14 protein-coding genes and 3 pseudogenes are annotated in these 18,635 nt (G+C 68.4%); 9 read left to right on the top strand and 8 right to left on the bottom strand.

Going from position 1 to position 18,635, the window contains the following annotated elements:
* Positions 1–13 precede the first annotated feature (13 nt).
* Entirely contained in the window at positions 14–2,575 is a 2,562-nt protein-coding gene (locus OG206_RS32160) for a hypothetical protein (protein ID WP_327122092.1), read from the top strand.
* A gap of 134 nt (positions 2,576–2,709) precedes the next feature.
* Here the strand turns inward: OG206_RS32160 and OG206_RS32155 are convergent.
* Positions 2,710–2,835: pseudogene (locus tag OG206_RS32155) on the bottom strand (IS5 family transposase); the annotation flags it as partial.
* Here OG206_RS32155 and OG206_RS32150 point away from each other — a divergent pair.
* A pseudogene (locus OG206_RS32150) lies at positions 2,827–3,371 on the top strand (pentapeptide repeat-containing protein); the annotation flags it as partial. The pseudogenes OG206_RS32155 and OG206_RS32150 sit on opposite strands and share 9 nt — an antisense overlap.
* A 328-nt stretch (positions 3,372–3,699) precedes the next feature.
* On the opposite strand, the gene OG206_RS32145 reads toward OG206_RS32150, so the two are convergent.
* On the bottom strand, positions 3,700–5,088 hold the full coding sequence (locus OG206_RS32145) for a replication-relaxation family protein (RefSeq protein ID WP_327122091.1): 1,389 nt from the start codon (positions 5,086–5,088) through the stop codon (positions 3,700–3,702).
* A 1,513-nt stretch (positions 5,089–6,601) separates the two neighbouring features.
* Between OG206_RS32145 and OG206_RS32140 the strand changes: the two genes are divergently transcribed.
* The 3 genes from OG206_RS32140 to OG206_RS32130 all read left to right on the top strand — a co-directional run bounded on the left by OG206_RS32140 (position 6,602) and on the right by OG206_RS32130 (position 7,866).
* Positions 6,602–7,042, top strand: coding sequence for a hypothetical protein (locus OG206_RS32140; protein ID WP_327122090.1), 441 nt, complete (start codon positions 6,602–6,604; stop codon positions 7,040–7,042).
* Between the two features lie 181 nt (positions 7,043–7,223).
* Entirely contained in the window at positions 7,224–7,358 is a 135-nt protein-coding gene (locus OG206_RS32135) for a hypothetical protein (protein ID WP_327122089.1), read from the top strand.
* Between the two features lie 37 nt (positions 7,359–7,395).
* A complete protein-coding gene (locus OG206_RS32130; RefSeq protein WP_327122088.1) occupies positions 7,396–7,866 on the top strand; it encodes a hypothetical protein in 471 nt (156 codons plus the stop codon).
* Between the two features lie 161 nt (positions 7,867–8,027).
* Here the strand turns inward: OG206_RS32130 and OG206_RS32125 are convergent, their stop codons facing one another.
* Positions 8,028–8,282, bottom strand: a complete 255-nt coding sequence (locus tag OG206_RS32125; RefSeq protein WP_327122087.1) for a superinfection immunity protein — start codon at positions 8,280–8,282, stop codon at positions 8,028–8,030.
* A gap of 428 nt (positions 8,283–8,710) precedes the next feature.
* Between OG206_RS32125 and OG206_RS32120 the strand changes: the two genes are divergently transcribed.
* Positions 8,711–9,094: a hypothetical protein gene (locus OG206_RS32120; protein ID WP_327122086.1), complete on the top strand. Its 384-nt coding sequence runs from the start codon at positions 8,711–8,713 to the stop codon at positions 9,092–9,094.
* A 529-nt stretch (positions 9,095–9,623) separates the two neighbouring features.
* A pseudogene (locus OG206_RS32115) lies at positions 9,624–11,150 on the top strand (ISL3 family transposase); the annotation flags it as partial.
* Between the two features lie 26 nt (positions 11,151–11,176).
* Here OG206_RS32115 and OG206_RS32110 read toward each other — a convergent pair.
* From OG206_RS32110 to OG206_RS32100, 3 genes are read right to left on the bottom strand one after another with little or no spacing between them, the layout of a single operon-like run.
* Positions 11,177–11,665, bottom strand: coding sequence for a protein-tyrosine phosphatase family protein (locus tag OG206_RS32110; RefSeq protein WP_327122085.1), 489 nt, complete (start codon positions 11,663–11,665; stop codon positions 11,177–11,179).
* Position 11,666: 1 nt separating this feature from the next.
* A complete protein-coding gene (locus tag OG206_RS32105) occupies positions 11,667–14,006 on the bottom strand; it encodes a tyrosine-type recombinase/integrase (protein ID WP_327122084.1) in 2,340 nt (779 codons plus the stop codon).
* Positions 14,003–15,073 carry a tyrosine-type recombinase/integrase gene (locus tag OG206_RS32100; RefSeq protein ID WP_327122083.1) on the bottom strand — a complete coding sequence of 357 codons (1,071 nt, stop codon included), beginning with the start codon at positions 15,071–15,073 and terminating at the stop codon, positions 14,003–14,005. The genes OG206_RS32105 and OG206_RS32100 overlap by 4 nt, the downstream gene beginning before the upstream one ends.
* Positions 15,074–15,269: 196 nt before the next feature.
* Between OG206_RS32100 and OG206_RS32095 the strand changes: the two genes are divergently transcribed.
* The gene (locus OG206_RS32095) at positions 15,270–15,920 is read left to right on the top strand and encodes a hypothetical protein (protein ID WP_327122082.1); all 651 of its coding nucleotides are present in this window, start codon (positions 15,270–15,272) and stop codon (positions 15,918–15,920) included.
* Positions 15,921–16,517: 597 nt separating this feature from the next.
* Positions 16,518–17,066, top strand: coding sequence for a hypothetical protein (locus OG206_RS32090; protein ID WP_327122081.1), 549 nt, complete (start codon positions 16,518–16,520; stop codon positions 17,064–17,066).
* Here OG206_RS32090 and OG206_RS32085 read toward each other — a convergent pair.
* Together OG206_RS32085 and OG206_RS32080 are read right to left on the bottom strand one after the other, a co-directional pair.
* Entirely contained in the window at positions 17,014–17,862 is an 849-nt protein-coding gene (locus OG206_RS32085; protein ID WP_327122080.1) for an IS5 family transposase, read from the bottom strand. The two genes, OG206_RS32090 and OG206_RS32085, sit on opposite strands and share 53 nt — an antisense overlap.
* 214 nt (positions 17,863–18,076) lie before the next feature.
* Positions 18,077–18,478, bottom strand: a complete 402-nt coding sequence (locus OG206_RS32080) for a hypothetical protein (protein ID WP_327122079.1) — start codon at positions 18,476–18,478, stop codon at positions 18,077–18,079.
* Between the last annotated feature and the right edge of the window lie 157 nt (positions 18,479–18,635).

Below are 18,635 nucleotides of genomic sequence, written 5' to 3'. Positions count from 1 at the left end.
CTCCAGGAGCACCATGCGCCTCAAGCAGGTCTCGCTCGCGGCGGCGATATCCGTCGTCGCGGGTCTGACCACCGCTACCGTCGGCCTCACCGGTCCTGTCGCTTGGGCCGACGCCGACAACACGGCCGCGCTGCCGCTGTCGCACTACGCCCACATGGTGGTCGACGGCGCTCACCAGCACCTCTTCTTCAGCCAGGGCGCCGGCACAACCGGCATCGTGGTGACCGACCTGTCCGGCAAACCCGTCACCACCATCGACGGCGAGCAGGGCGCTGACGGCCTCGCGCTGTCCGTCGACGGCAGGACGCTGTACGCGGCCCTGACCGACGGCGACGCGATCGCCGCCATCGACACGGCGACGCTCACCGAGACCGGCCGCGTCGGCACCGGCACCGCCAGCACCCCAGTCTCCGTCGCCGTGGCTGGCGGCAAGGTCTGGTACAGCTACACGGCCGACGACGGCAAGGGCACCGTCGGCTCGGTGGACCCCTCCGCCGCCGACCCCGCGCCGACCCCGCAGCCCGTCATTCCGCACTGGTCGGCCGCCCCCCTTCTCAGCACAGGCGGCGGGGTACTCGCGGTGCAGGACGCCCAGTCCTCCGTCACCCACGTCGCCACCTACGACGTCTCCTCCGGGACCGCCGCCCTCAAGGTCGACATGGGCCTCGGCGGCGCCGCGACGGGCCCCGTCCAGGTCACCACGGACGGCACGAAACTGCTCGTTCCGCAGTCGACCTCCGTGTACGTGTACAGCACGGCGGACCTCAGCGCCGCCAAGCCCTACGGGTACTACACCGGCGGGGTCAGCTCCTCCCCGGACTCCGTCGCGGTCGACTCCGACGGCACGATCGCCCTCGGCAGCACCGCGGGCTCGGGCGCGGGCGCCTACGTCTACGCGGCCGACCAGATCGCCGAGAACCACTTCGCCTTCCCGGCCGGCACTGTCGCCCCCGACGGCCTCGCCTGGGGCGCCGACGGCCGCACGCTCTACGCCGTCACCCAGGACAACGGGTCCTACACCCTCGACGTCCTCGGCGACGCCAAGCTCACGGACACCCAGCTCTCCCTGAACGCCCCGTCGCCGTATGCGATCGCCACCCAGCACTTCACGCTGAACGGAACGGTGGGCGGCCGCGGCTTCGTGCCGGCCGGCGCCACGCTGAAGGTCACCCGCGACGGCACCGATCTGCCCGACGCCACGGTATGCGCGGACGGCTCGTTCAGCATCACCGACACCCGCCAGGACGAGGGCACATACACCTACGAGGTGACCTACGCCGGCGACGCGACGCACCGGCCCGCGACCACCTCGCTAACGGTGGGGGTGTCCAGGCTCGGAACCTCCATCCCGTACCCGGAGTTCAGCTCGGCGGCGCCGCACAAGGTGGCCTTCACCGGCACGGTCATGACCGACCTGAGCCGCGGCCCCTTCGCACAGGGCGACACCGTCCAGGTGACCCGGACGAACGAGGACACCCACGAGTCGACGCAGCTCCCCGCGGCCCCGGTCGACCCGGCCACCGGCCGGTTCACGGTCACCGACGACCCGGGGACAGCCGGATGGTTCACCTACCGCCTGTCGTTCGGGGGTGACATCACGCACCAGCCGGGCTCGAACGACGTGAGCACCACCATCGCTCCCTACGCCCCGGCCCTCACGCTGAAGGCCCCCACGACCGCCACGCGCGGCGCCGCGCTGAGCTTCGGCGCCGTGCTGGGCGACGGCCCGTACGACAGCGGCGAGACGGTCACCGTGACCCGCACGGACGCGGCGCACACCACGACGCCCGTGACGTGGACGGCCCCCGTGGCCGCCGACGGCACGATCATCGTCAAGGACACCCCCTCCACCGGCGGCGCCAACACCTACACGGTCAGCTACGCGGCCGACACCAACCACCGAGCGGCCAGCGCCTCCGCGATCGTCCAGGTCTCGCGCGCCACGACGAGCCTGTCCGTGGCCGCCAACGCCTCAACCTACGCGTACGGCGCGACGGCCACCGTCACCGCCCACCTGGGCACCACGTACAACGGCCGTACGGCCTCGCTCTACGCCACGCCCGCCGGCGGCAAGAAGACGCTGGTCAAGACGGGCACCGTGGACAGCAAGGGCAACCTGACGGCTACGTACAAGCTCGCCAATAACACGACGTTCACCGCGTCCTACGCGGGCGACTACCGCTACGCCCCGGCCTCGGCCACCCGCGCCGTGAGCGACCAGGTGAAGGTCGCGCAGGCCCTGAGCGGCTACTACACGACCACCACGTACAGCGGCACCACCTACCGCGTATACCACCACACGGTGCAGCCGACGGTGACCACGACCGTGTCGCCGAATAAGTCCCGCCAGTGCGTGCACTTCCAGGTCCAGCAGTACTACAGCAGTGCCTGGCACACGCTCAGCACCTCGGGCTGCTTCACGCTCGACTCCAAGAGCGCCGTGGCGGCGCAGCTGAGCCTCTCCCACGCGGTCAACCAGAAATTCCGGGTGCGCTCGGAGTACGTCCACAGCTCGAAGGACACCACCAACGTGAGCACGTGGGGCGGCTGGCAGTACCTGACGGTCAGGACCTGAGCACCTGACGCCACAGGCCTGAATCGGCCGCATGACAAGTGAGCTGGCGCCGGTCCGGACACCCGAGAACAGGGTGTCCGGGCTGGCGCCGTCACTTCAGAGGCCGTTGTCTTTCCATACTTGATCGACCGGTCTTCGCAGGTCAGGCGGCGGGTCATGAGCATCGTCATCGACCAGCGGATCATCGCTTCGCTGCTGTCGGGCCGCCGCTCATAGTCGCGGGCGAGGCGGCGGGAGCGCAGCAGCCATCCGAAGTCTCGCAGGTGACCTTCAGAGGGCGCAGCTGGCGCGAGGAGCCAGAGGCGGCCCGCACGATGTGCGAGGTTTTCCCGGTGATGCGGAACCTGCACGAGTTGCTGCGCTACATCGCGGAAGCCCTGGATCTCCACGCCGCCCGGCCCCTCCGCCGCGATCTGCGCCGCGCCCACGACAGGCTCGACGCGATGACGCGCGCCACGGCCCAGTCGCTGCTCGCCATCGACGTGATGGCGTTGCGCGCCGAAGTGAACCCGCTGCTGTTGCGGGCCAGTGAACTCGCCCGCGCCTCGGTGCCTGGCAAGAAGAAGGACCACCGGAACGCCGACCTTATGGGCAAGCGCATGGCGAGGGCCAAACTGCGCGGCGCCAGTATGCGCGGCGCCTACCTGATCGCCGCGGACCTTCGGGACGCAAACCTGTGCGGGGCAGACCTTACGGGAGCCCTGTTTCTCACCCGCCCCAGCTCAATGCCGCTCGAGGCGACCAGGCGACCTGGATCCCAGCGGCGTTGCAGCGACCGGGCCACTGGGCCGGGTAGCGCACGGATCCCTGTCGCGCGCTCCGCAGGGAGCGGCCCCAGTGCACCGGGCCGAACCCGGTCCTCCGGCCTGCCACGCCGAGGCCGGCTCGACGATGTCACCATTAACCTGACTTGGCGTCAACTGAGTCGCGGTAGTCCAATCGATCCTGAGTGCGATGTGATCGATAGGACTACAGCCTCTCACCGCCCGGTTCCGGGTCTGCCAAACAAGCGGTGCAACGCGGATCGTTGAGGGTTGCTGACGTGCTGCGGAGCGCCGGCCGTCGAAGGCGTTAAGGGCGGTCTTCCAGCGCAGGAGGCAAGGGGCTGGCGGGGACCTCGCAGGTCAGCGCAGGAAGCCGAAGAGGCCGTTCCTTCTGGCTTCCTCCCGACCTACCTCCTCCTCAACGACCCGGGCCGCGGCGTCCTCCTGCTCGCGCCTTCTGATGTTGGTGCAGATACTGCAGTCGCTGCCGCCTGGGGGTGTGGTCTCCCAGACGTCCTCCGGCAGGACTTCGCGGCCGCAGGTCGGGCACGGCCACCCGGCTGCCTTCCGCCGGCGCTCGGCCTCTTCCTCCTCCTGGCGCTCGCGTTCCGCCTGGGCGTGGTGCTGGAGGCGGCGTTGTTCTTCGCGGGCGTGGTAGGCGCGGGAGTCGTCTGGGTTGTCGAGGGCCTGCTCGAGACTCTCGAAGGTGGGGTGTCCGAGGGTGTCGAAGGCGGGGTGCCCGAAGCGCCACCAGACAGGGCCGTGGGGTCCGTGCAGTTGGAGGCGGGTGAGGGTGGTGGCCAGGACGGGGATCGTGCGGGCGTAGTCCCGGTAGCCGTCCCGGGAGGCCCGGTCGTACGCGCTGCCGCTGTGCCTGCGGCCTTGCCAGCAGGGGGTGGACAGGTCGTGGATGCTCTTCATGCGGTTCCTGGCGGTGTCGGGGCTGACGTTCTTCGCGACGACCAGAGCCAGGGGTGGGTAGCCGTCGCGGGGTGAGTCGTCCCACCGGGTCGACCAGAACGGCACGTCCACGCCCTGGTGGTCGTTCACGGTGCGTGGGAAGAACCGGCGGTAGTTCTCGACCTTCCTGGCGACCACGGCGGCGGGTTCGGTGTGGTTGTCAACCTCCACGAACATCACCGGCACACCATCCTCAGGCGCGGTCAGCACCGCGTCCGCACGCAGGCTGCCCCGGGCCGGGGTGGTGAACGTGCCCGAGACCGGCAAGGGCACCTCGGTCTCCCACCCGCGCAGATGCCCCAGGCCCGGCGGACGTGTCGGCAGTGGGCGCACCTGCTCAGGGGCAGGGGCAGTGGTGGGGGCTGTGCGGCGGGCGACGGGTTTCGTGGGCAGGGGTGGTGACTGGCGGAACGCGTCGATCGTGTTCGTGACGGCGAGGGCGTGCGGGGCGCCGGCCTTCGCCGCGTCCCTCGCGGTGCCGCCCATCTCCTTCACCGGACGCCCCACCTCCGAAGCGGCCGACGCGAGGCCGGCGGTGGTCAGGTTCCACAGGTCCCGCCACACCGGCCGCCCCGCCGCCGACATTTGCGAGGTGCGGCCCACCGACTCGACCAGCCCGACCGAGCGCAGGTCCTTGCACGCGTTGCGGACCGTCTGCACATCCGCCGTGCCCGGCAACACCAACTGCCGCAACTGCTCAGCCGTCGCGACCTTCACGATGCCCAACGCGAGCAGCACCAGGCCCCGCGCCTTCGCCGTCGACCGGTACGGCCACGCACTCTTCCCCACGCTCCCGCTCCCCCGCCCTCTCCGCCCGGCACCCCCTGGTGCCAGTTGCGCTGCCGGGCCGGGACGGCAGCCCCGCGGCCCGCGCCGCCGCGCCCCTCGTCAGAACCCTTCACCGCCTCACCCAACAGCGGTTCAAAGGGGTTTCGACGCGGTGGGCAAGCCTTGAAAGGGCCTTCCACCTGCGCAAAGACCGGGCCGAGCAACGATGATGACCGTAGGGGAGAGTGTAGGGGCAACGGTAGGGACAGGTGTGGGGATAAACGTGAGGGGGCGCCAAGGCTTGCCCAACTCACCACGGGCGCGCAGCGTTCGCTGTGCACAGGTGCGCAGCAGGCGTAACCGACGGGGCTGGGGCGGTGACGTGCACGGTGCTCCCGTGCGTGGCTGCGCCGTGCGGCCGCGCGTGGGCGTGAGGGTGGCAGTGGTTGCGTGCGCTCCGTCCAATCCGGCCGACGAGTGGGCGCCCAGCCTGCTGTGGCTTCCGGAGAGCTTCCGCTCGTCTCCACGGAAGCCGCAGCGTCAAGGCTCGTCTTAACCAGAACCGTCAGGGCTTGGGCATGGCTGCTCAGCGCGACGGTCCGCGGTGCTCCCCACGCCCCATCGCGCCGAAAACTCGCCACGCCTCCCGCCCGCACTCACCACGAGCTGCCGCTACTCACCACGGCACGTCACAGCACCGCCCGCGCCGTGACCGGTCACTGCCGACGGTGACCGGTCACAGGTGCACGGGCCGGTTGCCGCGACCGTTCAGCCGCGCACTCGGCACGCCTCCGGAAACCAGCGCAGGGCCGCCATGGCCGACTGCGGCGCCTCTGGATGTGAGTAGCGCAACTACGCCTCATGACCGAGAAGGCGTTTGGGCATCATCCACGGGTGGACCGGGCCGCCCGCCCGGGGCTCAGCGATTACGCGCGCCGGCCTCTGCTTCAGCGGAACCTTCTTCCCTGGCCAAGGCAATGTGTGAACCAAGTTTGTGCAATGGGTTCGCGCAGCAGCCATCTTTCGTGAGGTCGCTCGGGCTCAGCGTGAGAATGTGAGGCCCCGTCGGGGCGGCTCAAGTTACGCCCTTTCAGCGGACCGTTTTTTGCCACGCACATCACCCGGGGGATCCACTGCCGAAGCACCGTGTGCCCTGATCGAGCTGCCGTCCGTCCGTGACCGTGGTCGGTGTGGCCGTACCTGGCGGGACGACCTATGCGGAGCAGGGGGCGGCCACCGCAACCCAGCCCGCCTCGATGGGCTCTCAGGTCACGCCTACGAATCGTGCACCACCCCGTCCATGGTCAGGATGAAAGGTTGGTGTCGCGCCGGCGTCCACGAAGGAGCGACGGCCGGGTGCACGGCAGAACGGGGGTGCGGATTGCGGAACCGCTCCAGAGCGGGTGAATACGGTCAGTGCGACCCGCGGGAAGCGTCCGCCCCCGGTCCCATTCGTTCTCCGGAACGCACCACCGCCCGACGCGGAAGTCGCCTCGGGCTCTCTCCGAACCCGATCGACGTACAGGAGTTACACATGAACCAGCGCCGCATTCGCCAGGTACAGGAGGCAACTCGTCCCCTGCTCAACCCCGCCGACACCATCGACCACGTGGGCCTCACGAAGGTCGGTTCGGTATCGGTGCGGCGCCGACTCGCCACCACCGCGGCAACAGCGATACTCAGCGGGGGTCACCTGATAGCCATCGCCCAGCCGAGGCCGATGTACTTCGCGCTCACCCGCGAGCGCATGCTGTTCTTCGATCCCCACGCCGTGACCGGCTCACCCGGCCCCGTCCAGATGCAGCTGCCCCGGGAGTTGCTGTCGACGGCGCCCCTGCGCAAGGCCCTGCTGGGCCTCGGTCTTCAGACCGTGCTGACGATCGATGGCGCCGACCAGGCATTCGCGCTGACCTTCCCACCCGTCGCGAAGCCCGACGCCCGAGCACTCGACGCCCTCCTCCCGCGTACCCGCTGACTTGAGCTGAGGCCCCGAGTGGCCCGGGGCGTCAGACCTGTGGTGCTCGCGAGGTCACCACGTCCACGGCAGGCCGGCGGAACAGCTGCGCAAGGCGAACTCTGGCCCGCCGTGGAAACATGCACTTCACTTCCGGGGGGTGAGTGAGAGTAGCGAACACCCATGCGGAAACAATTGCCCGATGACACCTGATGAACCCGCCCCCAACCGGCCGACGGTGCCTCTCGTGATCGCCCCCACCGGTGAGCTCGACGTGGACTCCCTCCCCGTGCTGCAAGCCGAGATCGAAGCAGATGGAGTCGATCGACGAAAATGATGTCCGGCTGCGCCGGGTCGTCGGGGGGAGGGCTCTGGTGAGTCGTGCGTGGATCATGCGGCGCACCGGGGCGGGCCGTTCGACTGTCGCGCGGTGGTACGCGCTGCGCGACGAGCAGCCGCCGGAGCGCCGTCACCCGGATCGGGTGATCACCGTCGAGCGGGTCGACTACTACGACCAGCAGGCGGTAGAGCGGTTCTGGGCTGCGCACCAGGAGGGCGTTGGGACGGGCAGGCTGGGCGTCTCCGGGCGTAAGAGCGGTGCGGGGCACGGGAGGGCCCGGGGTGGGCGTCCGGTGTCCCAGGAGCGCGCACAGGCCGTCGAGATCGCGCTGACGGAGCTGCGCCGGGCCGGAGGCTACGAGCGGGGCCTGGCCGCCCGGCTGGCCCGTGCCCACGGCGGCGGCGCGTGGATCTGGGAGCGGGCCGTCACCGACGACCGGACCGCGTACGCCGCCGAACTCGACCAGGACGACGAGGCGCAGCGGCCGGCATCGAAGCCGGAGTAGGACCTTGGCGACGGCTTGGCCGTCGCCGAGCGCTCGGTCGTTCGGCACGGAGCGGCGCAACGGGCCGGAGGAAGGGGGTGGTGCGCCCTGCCCGGTGCCGCTGTTCGCTGCGGCGGCTGCCTCCAGGCCGTCGCGGTCCCGTGGCAGGCCGAGAGTTGCTTCTATCCCTCGGTGACGATCCGGGGCCCGGAGGTGTTCAGGGGCGCAAGGTCAGCTGTCCGGGTCCGCATGGTCATCGCCATGTACAGGGCCACGAACCAGAGCAAGCCCGTGCCCCCGCCGATCAGGCTGACCACGACGACCAGCCACAGGCGCTCCACCTTTCTTCGGTAGGCAATGATCGACGGCACGAACAGGATGATCAACGCCACTGGCACAAAGACCAGCAGCTCAAGAGGAGTTAGATTCGCAAGCATGCCCGGAGCGTATTTGTACCTGTGAACACCCGTTCACCTGCGGTGCCCAACGGGCCGCCGCAGTCCCCCGTGAAGCCAGCGCAGCGCCGCACGGGTTTCCCCGAGACCACGCCCAACACCAGCCACTTTTTCCCCACAGCGGGGTGCTGCCCTGTGCGCAGCATCCTCTTGGCCGTGGATGTGGACAGCCCGCGGCTGGTCCGTCATGCTGCGTTGTCGATCATGAACCGGTGGTGGGCATATCACTGTGCGAGGGGTAGGTAGTCGTGGAGCAGTCGCAGGTCAGGGCCATGCCGACGGAGCGGATCCGATACCGGTATACGAGTCTGCAGCACCTCTTGGCTGTTCTGCCTCTCCTCCTCGTCTGGGGCACGGAGGCGTGGGATTGGATCACCTCGAAGCCATCCGGATCTGGGATAGCCGACTCAGTGGGGACGTGGTCCGTCCTGGTGCTCTTGATGCTGGTCGCCTGGCATTACTTCGGTGTGACGCTCACGGCGTCGGCGGCCGTCGTACACAACGTGCGTCGGCGCACGATCCACTGGCCGGACGTCCAGGCCATCCGAGTCGAGAACTTCCAGGGAAACCACGTCGTGGTGATCTACGAAGCAGGCGGCCGCCGCACCCGCCTGCGGACACCGGCCACCGGGTTCCTCAGTTGGGACCGCAGGTTCGACGAGAAGTTCGCCACCATCGACGACTGGTGGCAGCAGCACCGTGGCCCCGACTGGACGCCCACCCCCGCCACGGAAGCACCGGCAGGCAGCCCACCGCTTCCCAACACCACCCCTGACACGCCTCCCGCGAAGTAAGCGGCCGGCACCGCACCCCTCTTGCCGACGAGCAGGCACACAGCGGCTGCCAGCATCCAAAGAGCGAACTCAGGCCGCCAGAACCAGCCCGCGCGGGGCCAGCGGCGATCAACGCGCGGTCCGGACAACTGGCCTGCCCGCACCTACCGTGGAAAGCGCCGAACACGGAAGCGACGCCGCCGAACGGCAAGGGCGCCCGTGGGGCGCGGCGGCCGGCGTCACTGCCGGAGCAGGTCCAGCGCCTGACCGCCAGCCCGGAGCAGCGCGACGGGCCGGAGGACAAGGGTCAGCGCAGCGCCGCCCGCCTTCCCCGAGACCACGCCCAACACCAGCCACCACACCACCACCCCATAGCCAGGCAGCCAGGTAGAAGAGGGGAAGTCTGAGCACTGGCTCTGTCCGCGAGAACGGGCTCTGGCTCAAATTCCGTGACATGCGCACTCTGAGTAACGGTTCCTGGCTGTGTTGGCTCCAGGAAGTCGCCTGAAAATGATCAGTGGACATCTCGGGCGGTTGACACTTCGGGGCTGTGGAAGAAGTAGCGCTCCGGCTGGAGGAGTTGCTGTTCCCGTCGATCGCGGACGTGGCGGTGGTGGCGGTGGACGTAGACAACGGGACGGTGCGGGTCGAGGCTCGCAGAACAGCGTCCGGTTCGGTGTGTCCGGGGTGCGGGACCTGGTCGAGTCGGGTTCATAGCTCCTACCTGAGGTTTCCGGCGGATGTGCCCAGCGGAGGGCTCCGGGTGGTGCTGTGTCTGCGGGTCCGCCGGTTCGCCTGCCGGGACGCTTCGTGCCCGCGGCGGACGTTCGTTGAGCAGGTGCTGGGACTGACGCGGAGGTACGGCCGGTGGACCGAGCGTCTGCGTTCGACACTGGCGGCGGTGGGCCTCGCCCTTGCTGGTCGGGCGGGCGCCCGAATGGCTGGCGTGTTCGGAGTGACCGTCAGTCGCAGCACAGTGCTGCGACTGATTGAGGCGCTGCCCGAACCGGAACTGCCGACCCCGCGGGTGGTCGGCGTCGATGAGTACGCCACGCGCAAGGGCCGCCACTACGGCACCGTGCTGGTCGACGTCGAGACTCGACGGCCGGTCGACCTACGGCCGGACCGGGAGACATCGAGCCTGGCCGCCTGGCTGGCCGAGAGGCCAGGGATCGAAGTCGTCTGTCGGGACCGAGCCCCGTTCTTTGCCGAAGGCGCCACTGCTGGGGCACCTCAAGCAGTGAAGGTCGCGGACCGACGGCACCTCTGGCACAACCTCAGCGAAGCCGCAGAACGTTGTGTCGCCGACCATCGTGGGTGCCTGCGCGGCACCACGCCCGAGCCGCCCCGGCAGGTCAAGGAACCGGAAGAGCCGGCTGACCCTACTGGCTCGCCGTGGCCGACGGGCCACCGGTTCGCCGACAGAACCCGGGCCAACCACGCTGCGGTCCACGCGTTGCTGGCCGCCGGCAACAGCCGCCGCGCGATCCAACGCCAGCTCGGCATGACCTACCGCACAGTAAAACTCCTCGCCGACGCCACTACCCCGGAAGAGCTCTTTCACGGCCAGTGGCAGGGCCGCCCCTCCGTTCTCGACGAGTACAGGCCCTACCTGGACGACCGCTGGAACCAGGGCTGCACCAACGCCTGGAAGGCATGGGAGGAGATCGTGCTACTCGGCTACAAAGGCAGCTACCAGCGAGTTCGCGCCTACTTCCGAACCAAGCGCCTTTCGGCCGACCCGGTCACCGCGCCCCCGCCCTCACCCCGCACGGTCGCCGGCTGGATCCTCCGGCACCCGGAGTCCCTCTCCGAGGGCGAACAGCTCCGGATGAAGGCCGCCTTGGCCCACTGCCCCGACCTGGAAGCCCTCACCAGACACGTCCGTTCGTTCGCTCAGATCCTCACCGAACGACAGGGCCAACGGCTGCCCGAGTGGCTCGATGCCGTCCGCCACGACGACCTGCCCGGTCTCCACACCCTCGCCGCGGGCATCGACCGCGACCGTGACGCCGTCGTCGCCGGCCTCACCCTTCCCTGGAGCTCCGGAGTCGTGGAAGGGCACGTCGCCCGCATCATTATGTGGAATCTGAATTGTCAAGATCATGGAGCTTTGCGCAGTTGCATCGTCCACTCGCGCTGCTCAGCGGTGTCGGGGACGGCGAGCCCGCGAGCACGTTCGATCAGGTTCCAGGAGATGTCAGGGCCGATGCCGCCGAGAATGAGGAGTGCGGCGGCAAGGAGGGACGAGCGTCCGATGCCGGCTCGGCAGTGGGTGACGATATGTGCGCCTTCGCGGAGTTGTTCGGCGAGCGTGTCCAGGGTGGGAAGGACCGTGGCGAGCTCGGGGACCGTGCGGTCGGTGATGGGGACGGCCACGAACCGCAGCCCGGCCGCGGCAGCTGCCTGCGGCTCCTCGGCGAGGCCGAGGTCTTGGAGTTCGGGCCTGGTGAGTGCGCAGACCAAGATGTCGACGCCAGAGCGTCTCAGCGCGGTCATCTCGTCTTCGAGCCAGTCGCCGCCACGGGGTCGGGCCATGGTGCTCACCCGTCCGGGGCCGGGGAAGTCGATGGTGAACAGGTTTGGTCGCATGTCAGCAGTGCTTTCGGTCGGTGGGGTCGGGTGCTGAGTGCACGGCCAGCGGCAGGAGCCGGCCGGGTTCGGCGCGGAGTTCGTTCGGTGTCGGGCCGGCCGGCGTGGCCACTTCGGCGAGGCGCTCAAGGAGGCGATCGAGTGCACTCTGGCCGTCGTCGACGGCGGCGCGTTCCTCGTCGGTGAGCGGAATGCTCACGAGCATGCGCTGCAAGTTGGCCTTGGCTTCGACGAGCTGGGTTCTCGTCGATTCCTTGGGCGTGTAGAAATCGCAGCGGGCGCAGGCCATCCGGTGCTGGCACTGTTCGAAGAACGTGTAGGAGCACAGCCCGTGACCGAGATCGTAGTACTGCCATGGTTCGCCGGTGGCTGCGGCCCCGGAGGCGACCGCGTCGCGGTCGACCAGGACCTCGATCGTGCGGACGTTCCGCTCGAAGTAGCCCGCTTCGGAGTATGCCTTGGACAGGGTGTTCGGTGTGATCTTCGCGTAGTACTGGGTGGATTGCGGTGATCGGTGTCCGAGCCAGGCTTGCAGTTCGAACAGCGTCATCGGTTCCTTGGCGTTGTAGAGCTGGCTCGCGATGGTGGACCGGGCGCGATGGCTGGTGATGTTGCCGCGGACGTCGGCGGCGGGGACGCCGGCTTTGCGGCAGAGCATCGGGATGATCGTGTTGTTGATGTAGTGGGTGGAGACGCGGCGGGCCCGGATGGCGAACAGCAGGTCGACGCGCTCGCCGGTGCGGCGGTCGGTGAACTTCGGTTGGTCGGGACGGACGGCCTGCCAGGCGTCGACGGCTTGGCCGAGGATCGGGTCGACGGGCTTGCTGAAGGCGGTGCCGGTTTTGTGGGGTGGGACGTCGAGGAGGCAGATGGTGTCGCGGGCCAGGACCTGCTGTGAGTCGCCGGTGATGGGAGCGCCGTCGTGCTGCCAGCGGATGCAGCCGACTCTCAATCGGGCGATCTCGTTGCTGCGTTGACCGGAGAACAACCAGGTCAGTGTGACCGCGCGGACCATTTCGAAGGGGTAGAACTGCCCGGCCTGAGACTGTGGGAGGTCTGCGGCTTCCAGGTTCAGGCCCGCCCACAGAAGCTTCGCCCAGACCTCATCGGCGATGACCCGCGGGTCGGGGCCGAGGAGGGCTGTGATGCTGCGAGGGATCGCCAGCGCGCGCAGGGGGTCGAAGCTGCGGGGCAGCCACTCCCATTCCTGGCAGTCCCTGAAGAACGTCCGCAGCGCAGTGATCTGCCCGGCCTTGGTCGCCGCTTCGAGCGGCTTGCCGAGACGGTTTCCCAGGCCGGCTGTCCGCTGAACGTAGTCACCGACCTTCATCCGGTCCACTGCTGCGATCCAGGTCGCGCAGATCTGACGCGTCCAGTCTTTCGGGTCTGCAGCCTCGGGCTGTTCAGCGGCGATCCACCGACCCACCCTGAGGAGGGCGGAGCGCATGGCGCCGCGGACGCCGGGGCTGAGCGTAGAGGTGGCGTGCCAGCGGTCGACCCACTGTTCCCACGTCTTCGCGCCGCCGGTAGCCCGTGCCGAGTGGCGGCCGGTGATGGGCTGGGGAGGATCACAGAATCCGAGCTCGGCAACCGCCCGCTGCGTGGCGTGCAGTGTGTAGCGCTGTGAGCTGGCCAGCATTTTCTCGCGCCGGACCAGGTCGAACAGTGCGGTGTCGAGGTCCTCAAGATGCGGGCTCCGGCTGAGGAGGAGGAGTTGGCAGACGACCATCGGCAGCAGAGTGTCGTCGTCCCGGCCCAGTTGGTATCCCCAGGAGGCGAGGACCGCTCGGATGCGGGCGATCTCGCTGCTCACCCGGTCGCGTCCGAAGATCCGCCAGGACAGGGTGAGCCGTTGGAAGCTGCCGAGTCGGTGGAATTCGTTGAAGGAGCCCAGCAGGTAGGCGTGCGCGGCGAGATAGGGGCGGACCTCGTCGTTGACCCAGCCCGGCCTGTGCTGGTGGAACTCGGCCTGGTTGCGGCCGAGCAGATGGATCCACTCCTGCGGGGTCCATCCCCAAAAGGTCTGGCCGGTCTCCGCGCAACGTGTCAGCAGCACGGCGATCACGTCGAGCATGGCGCGTCGACGGTGCGGGGTGGGTGGCGAGTCCAGGGCGGCGTTGACCGCCTCCAGCGGGACCAGCAGACGGTGGATCACCGGCCAGCCGGCAGCGGACGGATCGTGGTCCTTGAGCCGGCGCAGATTCCGCACCCCGAGTTCGCTGATGGCGTGGGCCTCAGCGGGCCGGACCTCGACAGCAGTGTCGTAGCGGTCCGGGATGATCGGCCAGGACCAGCGTTCGGGTTCGTTCTCCGCAGGCAGGGTCAGCCGAGATGCACTCACCGTGCCACCTCCGGCGATGTGCCGTTCGGGGAAGTGAGCGCCTCTATTCGCCAAGCATGGATGTGCTCCATACCGCGGGCGAGCTTGTCGGCCAGGTCCCGACCCGACAGATGGATGTACTGAAGCGTGGAGTCGGTGTGACGGTGTCCGGCGAAGGAAGCGATCGCGTGCAACTCCCAACCCATCCGGGCCAGATCGGTCAGGCACAGATGCCTGGTGGTGTGGGTCGAGAACCGCGGGACACCGGCCGCCAGGGCGATCCCGCGGACCACCTTCGACCAGGTCCACAGGCTCAGCGGCTGGCCGTAGTTGCGCCGGGATTCGGAGAGGAACAGCGGCCCCCTGGCTCGGCTGACCGTGGCCCGGTGGGCGAGGTAGGCCGACATCAGTACGCCGGTCGACGCCGAGTACGGCACCACCCGCTCCAGCCGGTTCTTCGTCGTCTCCGCCCGCACCCTCAGCGTCCGGTGGGCCGGGTCCAGGTCATCTGTCCGCAGCGAGCACAGTTCCTCTCGCCGCAGTGCGGAATCGTAGGCCAGGGCCAGCATCACACGGTTGCGGACCGACTCCTCTCGCGCGACCTGCAGGATCCCCAGCCACTGCTGTTCGCTGGGGATCCATGGCAGCTTCGTGAGCCGCGGCACCAGTCCGCGCTGCTGCCCGCCCTGCTGGCGCCCAGGGGTGTAGCGGCCGCGGCCGACCGGGTTCGATTCGCGCAGACCCTCCTCCATGAGGAAGTCGTAGAACAGGCGGACCGGCACCAGGCGCTGCTGGATGGTGGCGTTGGCCAGTCCCGACCCCGAGTCGATTGCCACCACGTTCGCCCCTCGGCGGTGCGGCCGCGATGTCAACTCCCGCACATAAGCTGCAATGTGGGCGCGGTTAGCGGTGACCGGTTCGACGTTCTCCCGTTCGCACATCGCCAGGTACTCGGCCAGTCCGCGGGCGTAGGCATCGATCGTGCGGGGCGCACGTCCAAGATCCGTCCACATCATTAGCCAGGTCGCCGCCTGCTCGTGCCGGCCAAGTACCGGCCACTTCTCCGTCAGCACCGTTGTGCCGTTCAAGCCATCTCCCAAGTCCGTGGTTGCACCGGGGAGACATGATCACCCCGGACAGATTCCACGTAACTTTTAAGATGCTCAAACGCCAGATGTTCGGCCGCGCTGGCTTCGACCTACTCCGGAAACGCGTTCTCCTGGCGTGACGAGCCCCGAGAGAAAATGCCAGGCGGGCTGGACCGCCCGAGGCGAGAATGACGCCGTGTTGATCGTGAATGCCGTCCTGGAGACCCCAGACACCGTTGACTTCTCTTTCTGGCCGGTGGCTGACCTGCCTCCGTACCAGCTCATGGCTCTGTCGGGCAGTATGCCCCCGCTCGACGTCGGCACCGCGCTGGCCATGCTGGCTGACTACAACTCGCGTTCAGGTGACGACGATTGCCCCCTGACGGACGCCGGCGAGGCGATTCGCCACCTGCTGGAGACAGACAAGGTCATCGCACCAGGAGGCTTGCGCGTCCACGACACTCGAACCAACGTCACCGTCCGGCCAGGATGTTGTTGCGGCCTGGAGGACTGGCGCGAGTGGCTCGACATCGCAGACGGAGAGCCCCTGTGGCTCGGCCATGACCCTTCGCCAAGGCTTGAGCACGCCGACGAGGCCGTGCAGCTGTGGCCGGACGGAGCAGACGCTCAAGAAACTCCTTTGGGGCAGCCCATCGAGATCATGGTGGCTGACCTACCGGCAATCCTGCATACCGTGCAGGAGGAACTGCAAGGCTTTCTCTCTCTCACCAAGCAGTGGGCCACTCGCCACGTTCCGACTCTCGCCGAAGACCTGGTAGCCAGACTCGACGAAGATCTGGCCATCAGCGCACCACTGCCAGATTCCGGCGGCCAACACGCAACGTAACCGATCACGAAATTTGTGCCAGAGCCCGAGAACGGGCTCTGGCTCAACTTCCGTGATGGGACGCCGTCCCCACTCCTGTCCACGTCGGGCGACCCTCTGGCCTGCAGGTTTCCCGTGCTCGCCGGGCCGACGCAGTAATCGAAGGTTCGTCACCACGGAAAGTGAGCCAGAGCCGGTTCTCGTGAACAAAGCCAGAGCACTCACCACGCGAAAAACGGTGCCTGACCTGTGGTTGTGCAGGCGTCGGGCGTCATCGTGCGCGCGGGATGTTGGGGGGATGTTGGAACCAATGTTGGGGGGGATGTTGGGGGGATGGTGCGGGCCCCGTTCGGTGTCTGGTCGCTGCGGTGCCCATCGGGCCGCCGCAGCCCTCAGAAGCCAGCGCAGCGCCGCCCCGGCTTCCCCGAGACCACGCCCGCCCAGCAGCCACACCACCCACCCCCACACAGCGGGACAGGCCAGGTAGAAGAGGGGAAGTCTGAGAAGCCGTATCTCAACCGAACGTGATCTTTGAGTCTTCGCTGGTCAGGAATGGTTTCGGTGGGACGAGGGAGAGATCCTGCGTCCTGTTTCCGTCTGATTGTCGAGGTGCGCGCGGTGGCGTCGATTCTGGGTTTGCTGGAGGAGCGCGAGGCGGCTGCTCGTGTGCGGGCCGAAGAGCGCCGGGAGGCCGCGGCGTTGGCGGCCGCAGCGCTGGAGGCCGCTGAGGTCGAGTTGGAGCGACGGGTGATCGCGCGTGAGGAACTCGTTGATGCCCTGGCCGTGTCCGCAGCCGAGACCGCCGTCGTCACGGAGGACGGAGAGGAGAAGGTTGCGCCGCCCGAGCCCGGCCCTGAGCCCGTGGCCGCGTCGGTGCCGGGGGCTGTGGTGCCTGCGTGGCGGGAGGGGCTGTCGGTGCCAGTCCTCTCGCCGGACAATCAGCGGATCTTGAATGTGCTCCAGGACCGGCCGGGCCCGGAGCCGGTGCGGGCCAAGGACATCGCGGAGGCGCTGGGGATCGATACGACAGTGCCGGCGAAGGTCGAAGGAGTGCGCTCAAAGGCGAAACGCCTGGGCGAGCGTGGCTGGTTGCTCCTGGAGGCATCGGGGATGCTCAGTGCCGGACGGCGGCTCGTCGCCGGGCCAGCCGGCGCCCCATTCGCGTGATCATCGAGAACAGGATCATCGCCTCGCTGGTCGCGGGCAGGGTCTCGTAGTCCCTGGCCAGACGCCTCGAATGCATCAACCAGCGCAGCGTCCTCTCTACCACCCACCGTCGCGGTAGCACCACGAACCCCTCCATGTCGTCGGTACGTTTGACGATCTCGAGGGTGAGCACGAGCTTCTCCCGGCACCAGTCGATCAGGCCGCCGGTGTAGCCGCCGTCGGCCCAGACCAGGGTGATGTCCCGGTGCAGGTCCCGCAGCCGGGCCGGCAAGGGGAGGGCTGCCTCGCGGTCGCCCATGTTCGCGGCGGTGACCGCGACGACTAGGATCAGACCGAGACAATCTGTGATCACGTGACGCTTCCGCCCGTTGACCTGCTTACCTCCGTCGTAGCCGCGCGAGGCGGCGGGCACCGAGGCGGCCGCCTTCACCGACTGCGTGTCGATGATCCCCGCGCTGGGTTGCGCCTCGCGACTTTCCCGCTTTCGAACGTTCTCCCGCAGCCGGTCATGGAACTCGGCGATCAGCTCGTTCGCGCGCCAGCGGCGGAAGAAGGCATAGACCCGGGCCCAGGCGGGGAAGTCCACCGGCATCGACCGCCAGGAGATCCCGCCCGCGACGAGGTAACGGATCGCATCCAGCATCTGACGGTGGCAGTAGCCCTCAGGCTGCCCGCCCCGGCCCTCCAGCCAGGCCGGGACCGGGAGGAGAGGACGGACCGCCGCCCACTCCTCGTCCGACATGTCCGACGGGTAGTGCGGCTTCCGGGCGGGGTGATCGGCCGCGTCGCCGTACACGTGCGCGAGGCAATCGCACGACAAGTCGGACGAGTTGAAATGGGCGGGCGCAGGCGCGTACAACTGCGGCAACAGGGCCTCCGGGTACTCGGTTAAGGATTCGCATCCCCGAGCTACCAGGAGGCCCTGCCTTCATGCACCAGCCGTCCGGAAATCATTCACGCGGGAAACCTGTTCGACCCGCACGTTCCAAGATCGGTCGAGATGCGGCTTCTCAGTCTCGGGGCCCGTCCGTGCGGCTGAGCACGCCACTGAGGCTGGCCCGGAAGGGATCCCGCCGAGTATGGGGCAGCGGCACCTCGACCAGCTTGCCGTCGTAGAGCATCCACAGCCCGAAGCAGTCGTCGTCCTCATCGCGGATCATGACCTGTACCGACCACGGGTAGGGCCAGGGCAGCGATTCCAGGTGGGCCAGCAGCCCGGTCCAGTTGTGACGGATGAACTGGATCACCCAGGCGTAGCACTCCTCGGACCGCACGCCCAATCCGGCGAACACGTAGTCGTCGACCCTGGTGAAGCACTGGTGCCACTCCCGGTCCTCGTCGGGACGCGTCAGCGGCTCCATCACCTCCTCCGCTCTCCGCGCCAACACGATGACCTCGGCGTATCTACTCATGCCCAGAGTATGAAGGTGTCCAGGCTGGCTGCTTCCGCTTGTTCGTAAGAGGCCCGAGCTACCGAGAGTCCCTGCCCTGATGCACCTACAGCCGGAAGACCACCCCAGGAACCCTGTTCGACCTCCACGTTCCATGACCGGTTGAGATACAGCTACT

It is taken from the genome of Streptomyces sp. NBC_01341, assembly GCF_035946055.1.
In the GTDB taxonomy this organism is placed as follows: domain Bacteria; phylum Actinomycetota; class Actinomycetes; order Streptomycetales; family Streptomycetaceae; genus Streptomyces.
The sequence above is the reverse complement of the archived record's forward strand: the minus strand, read 5'-3'. Positions and strand labels throughout refer to the sequence as shown.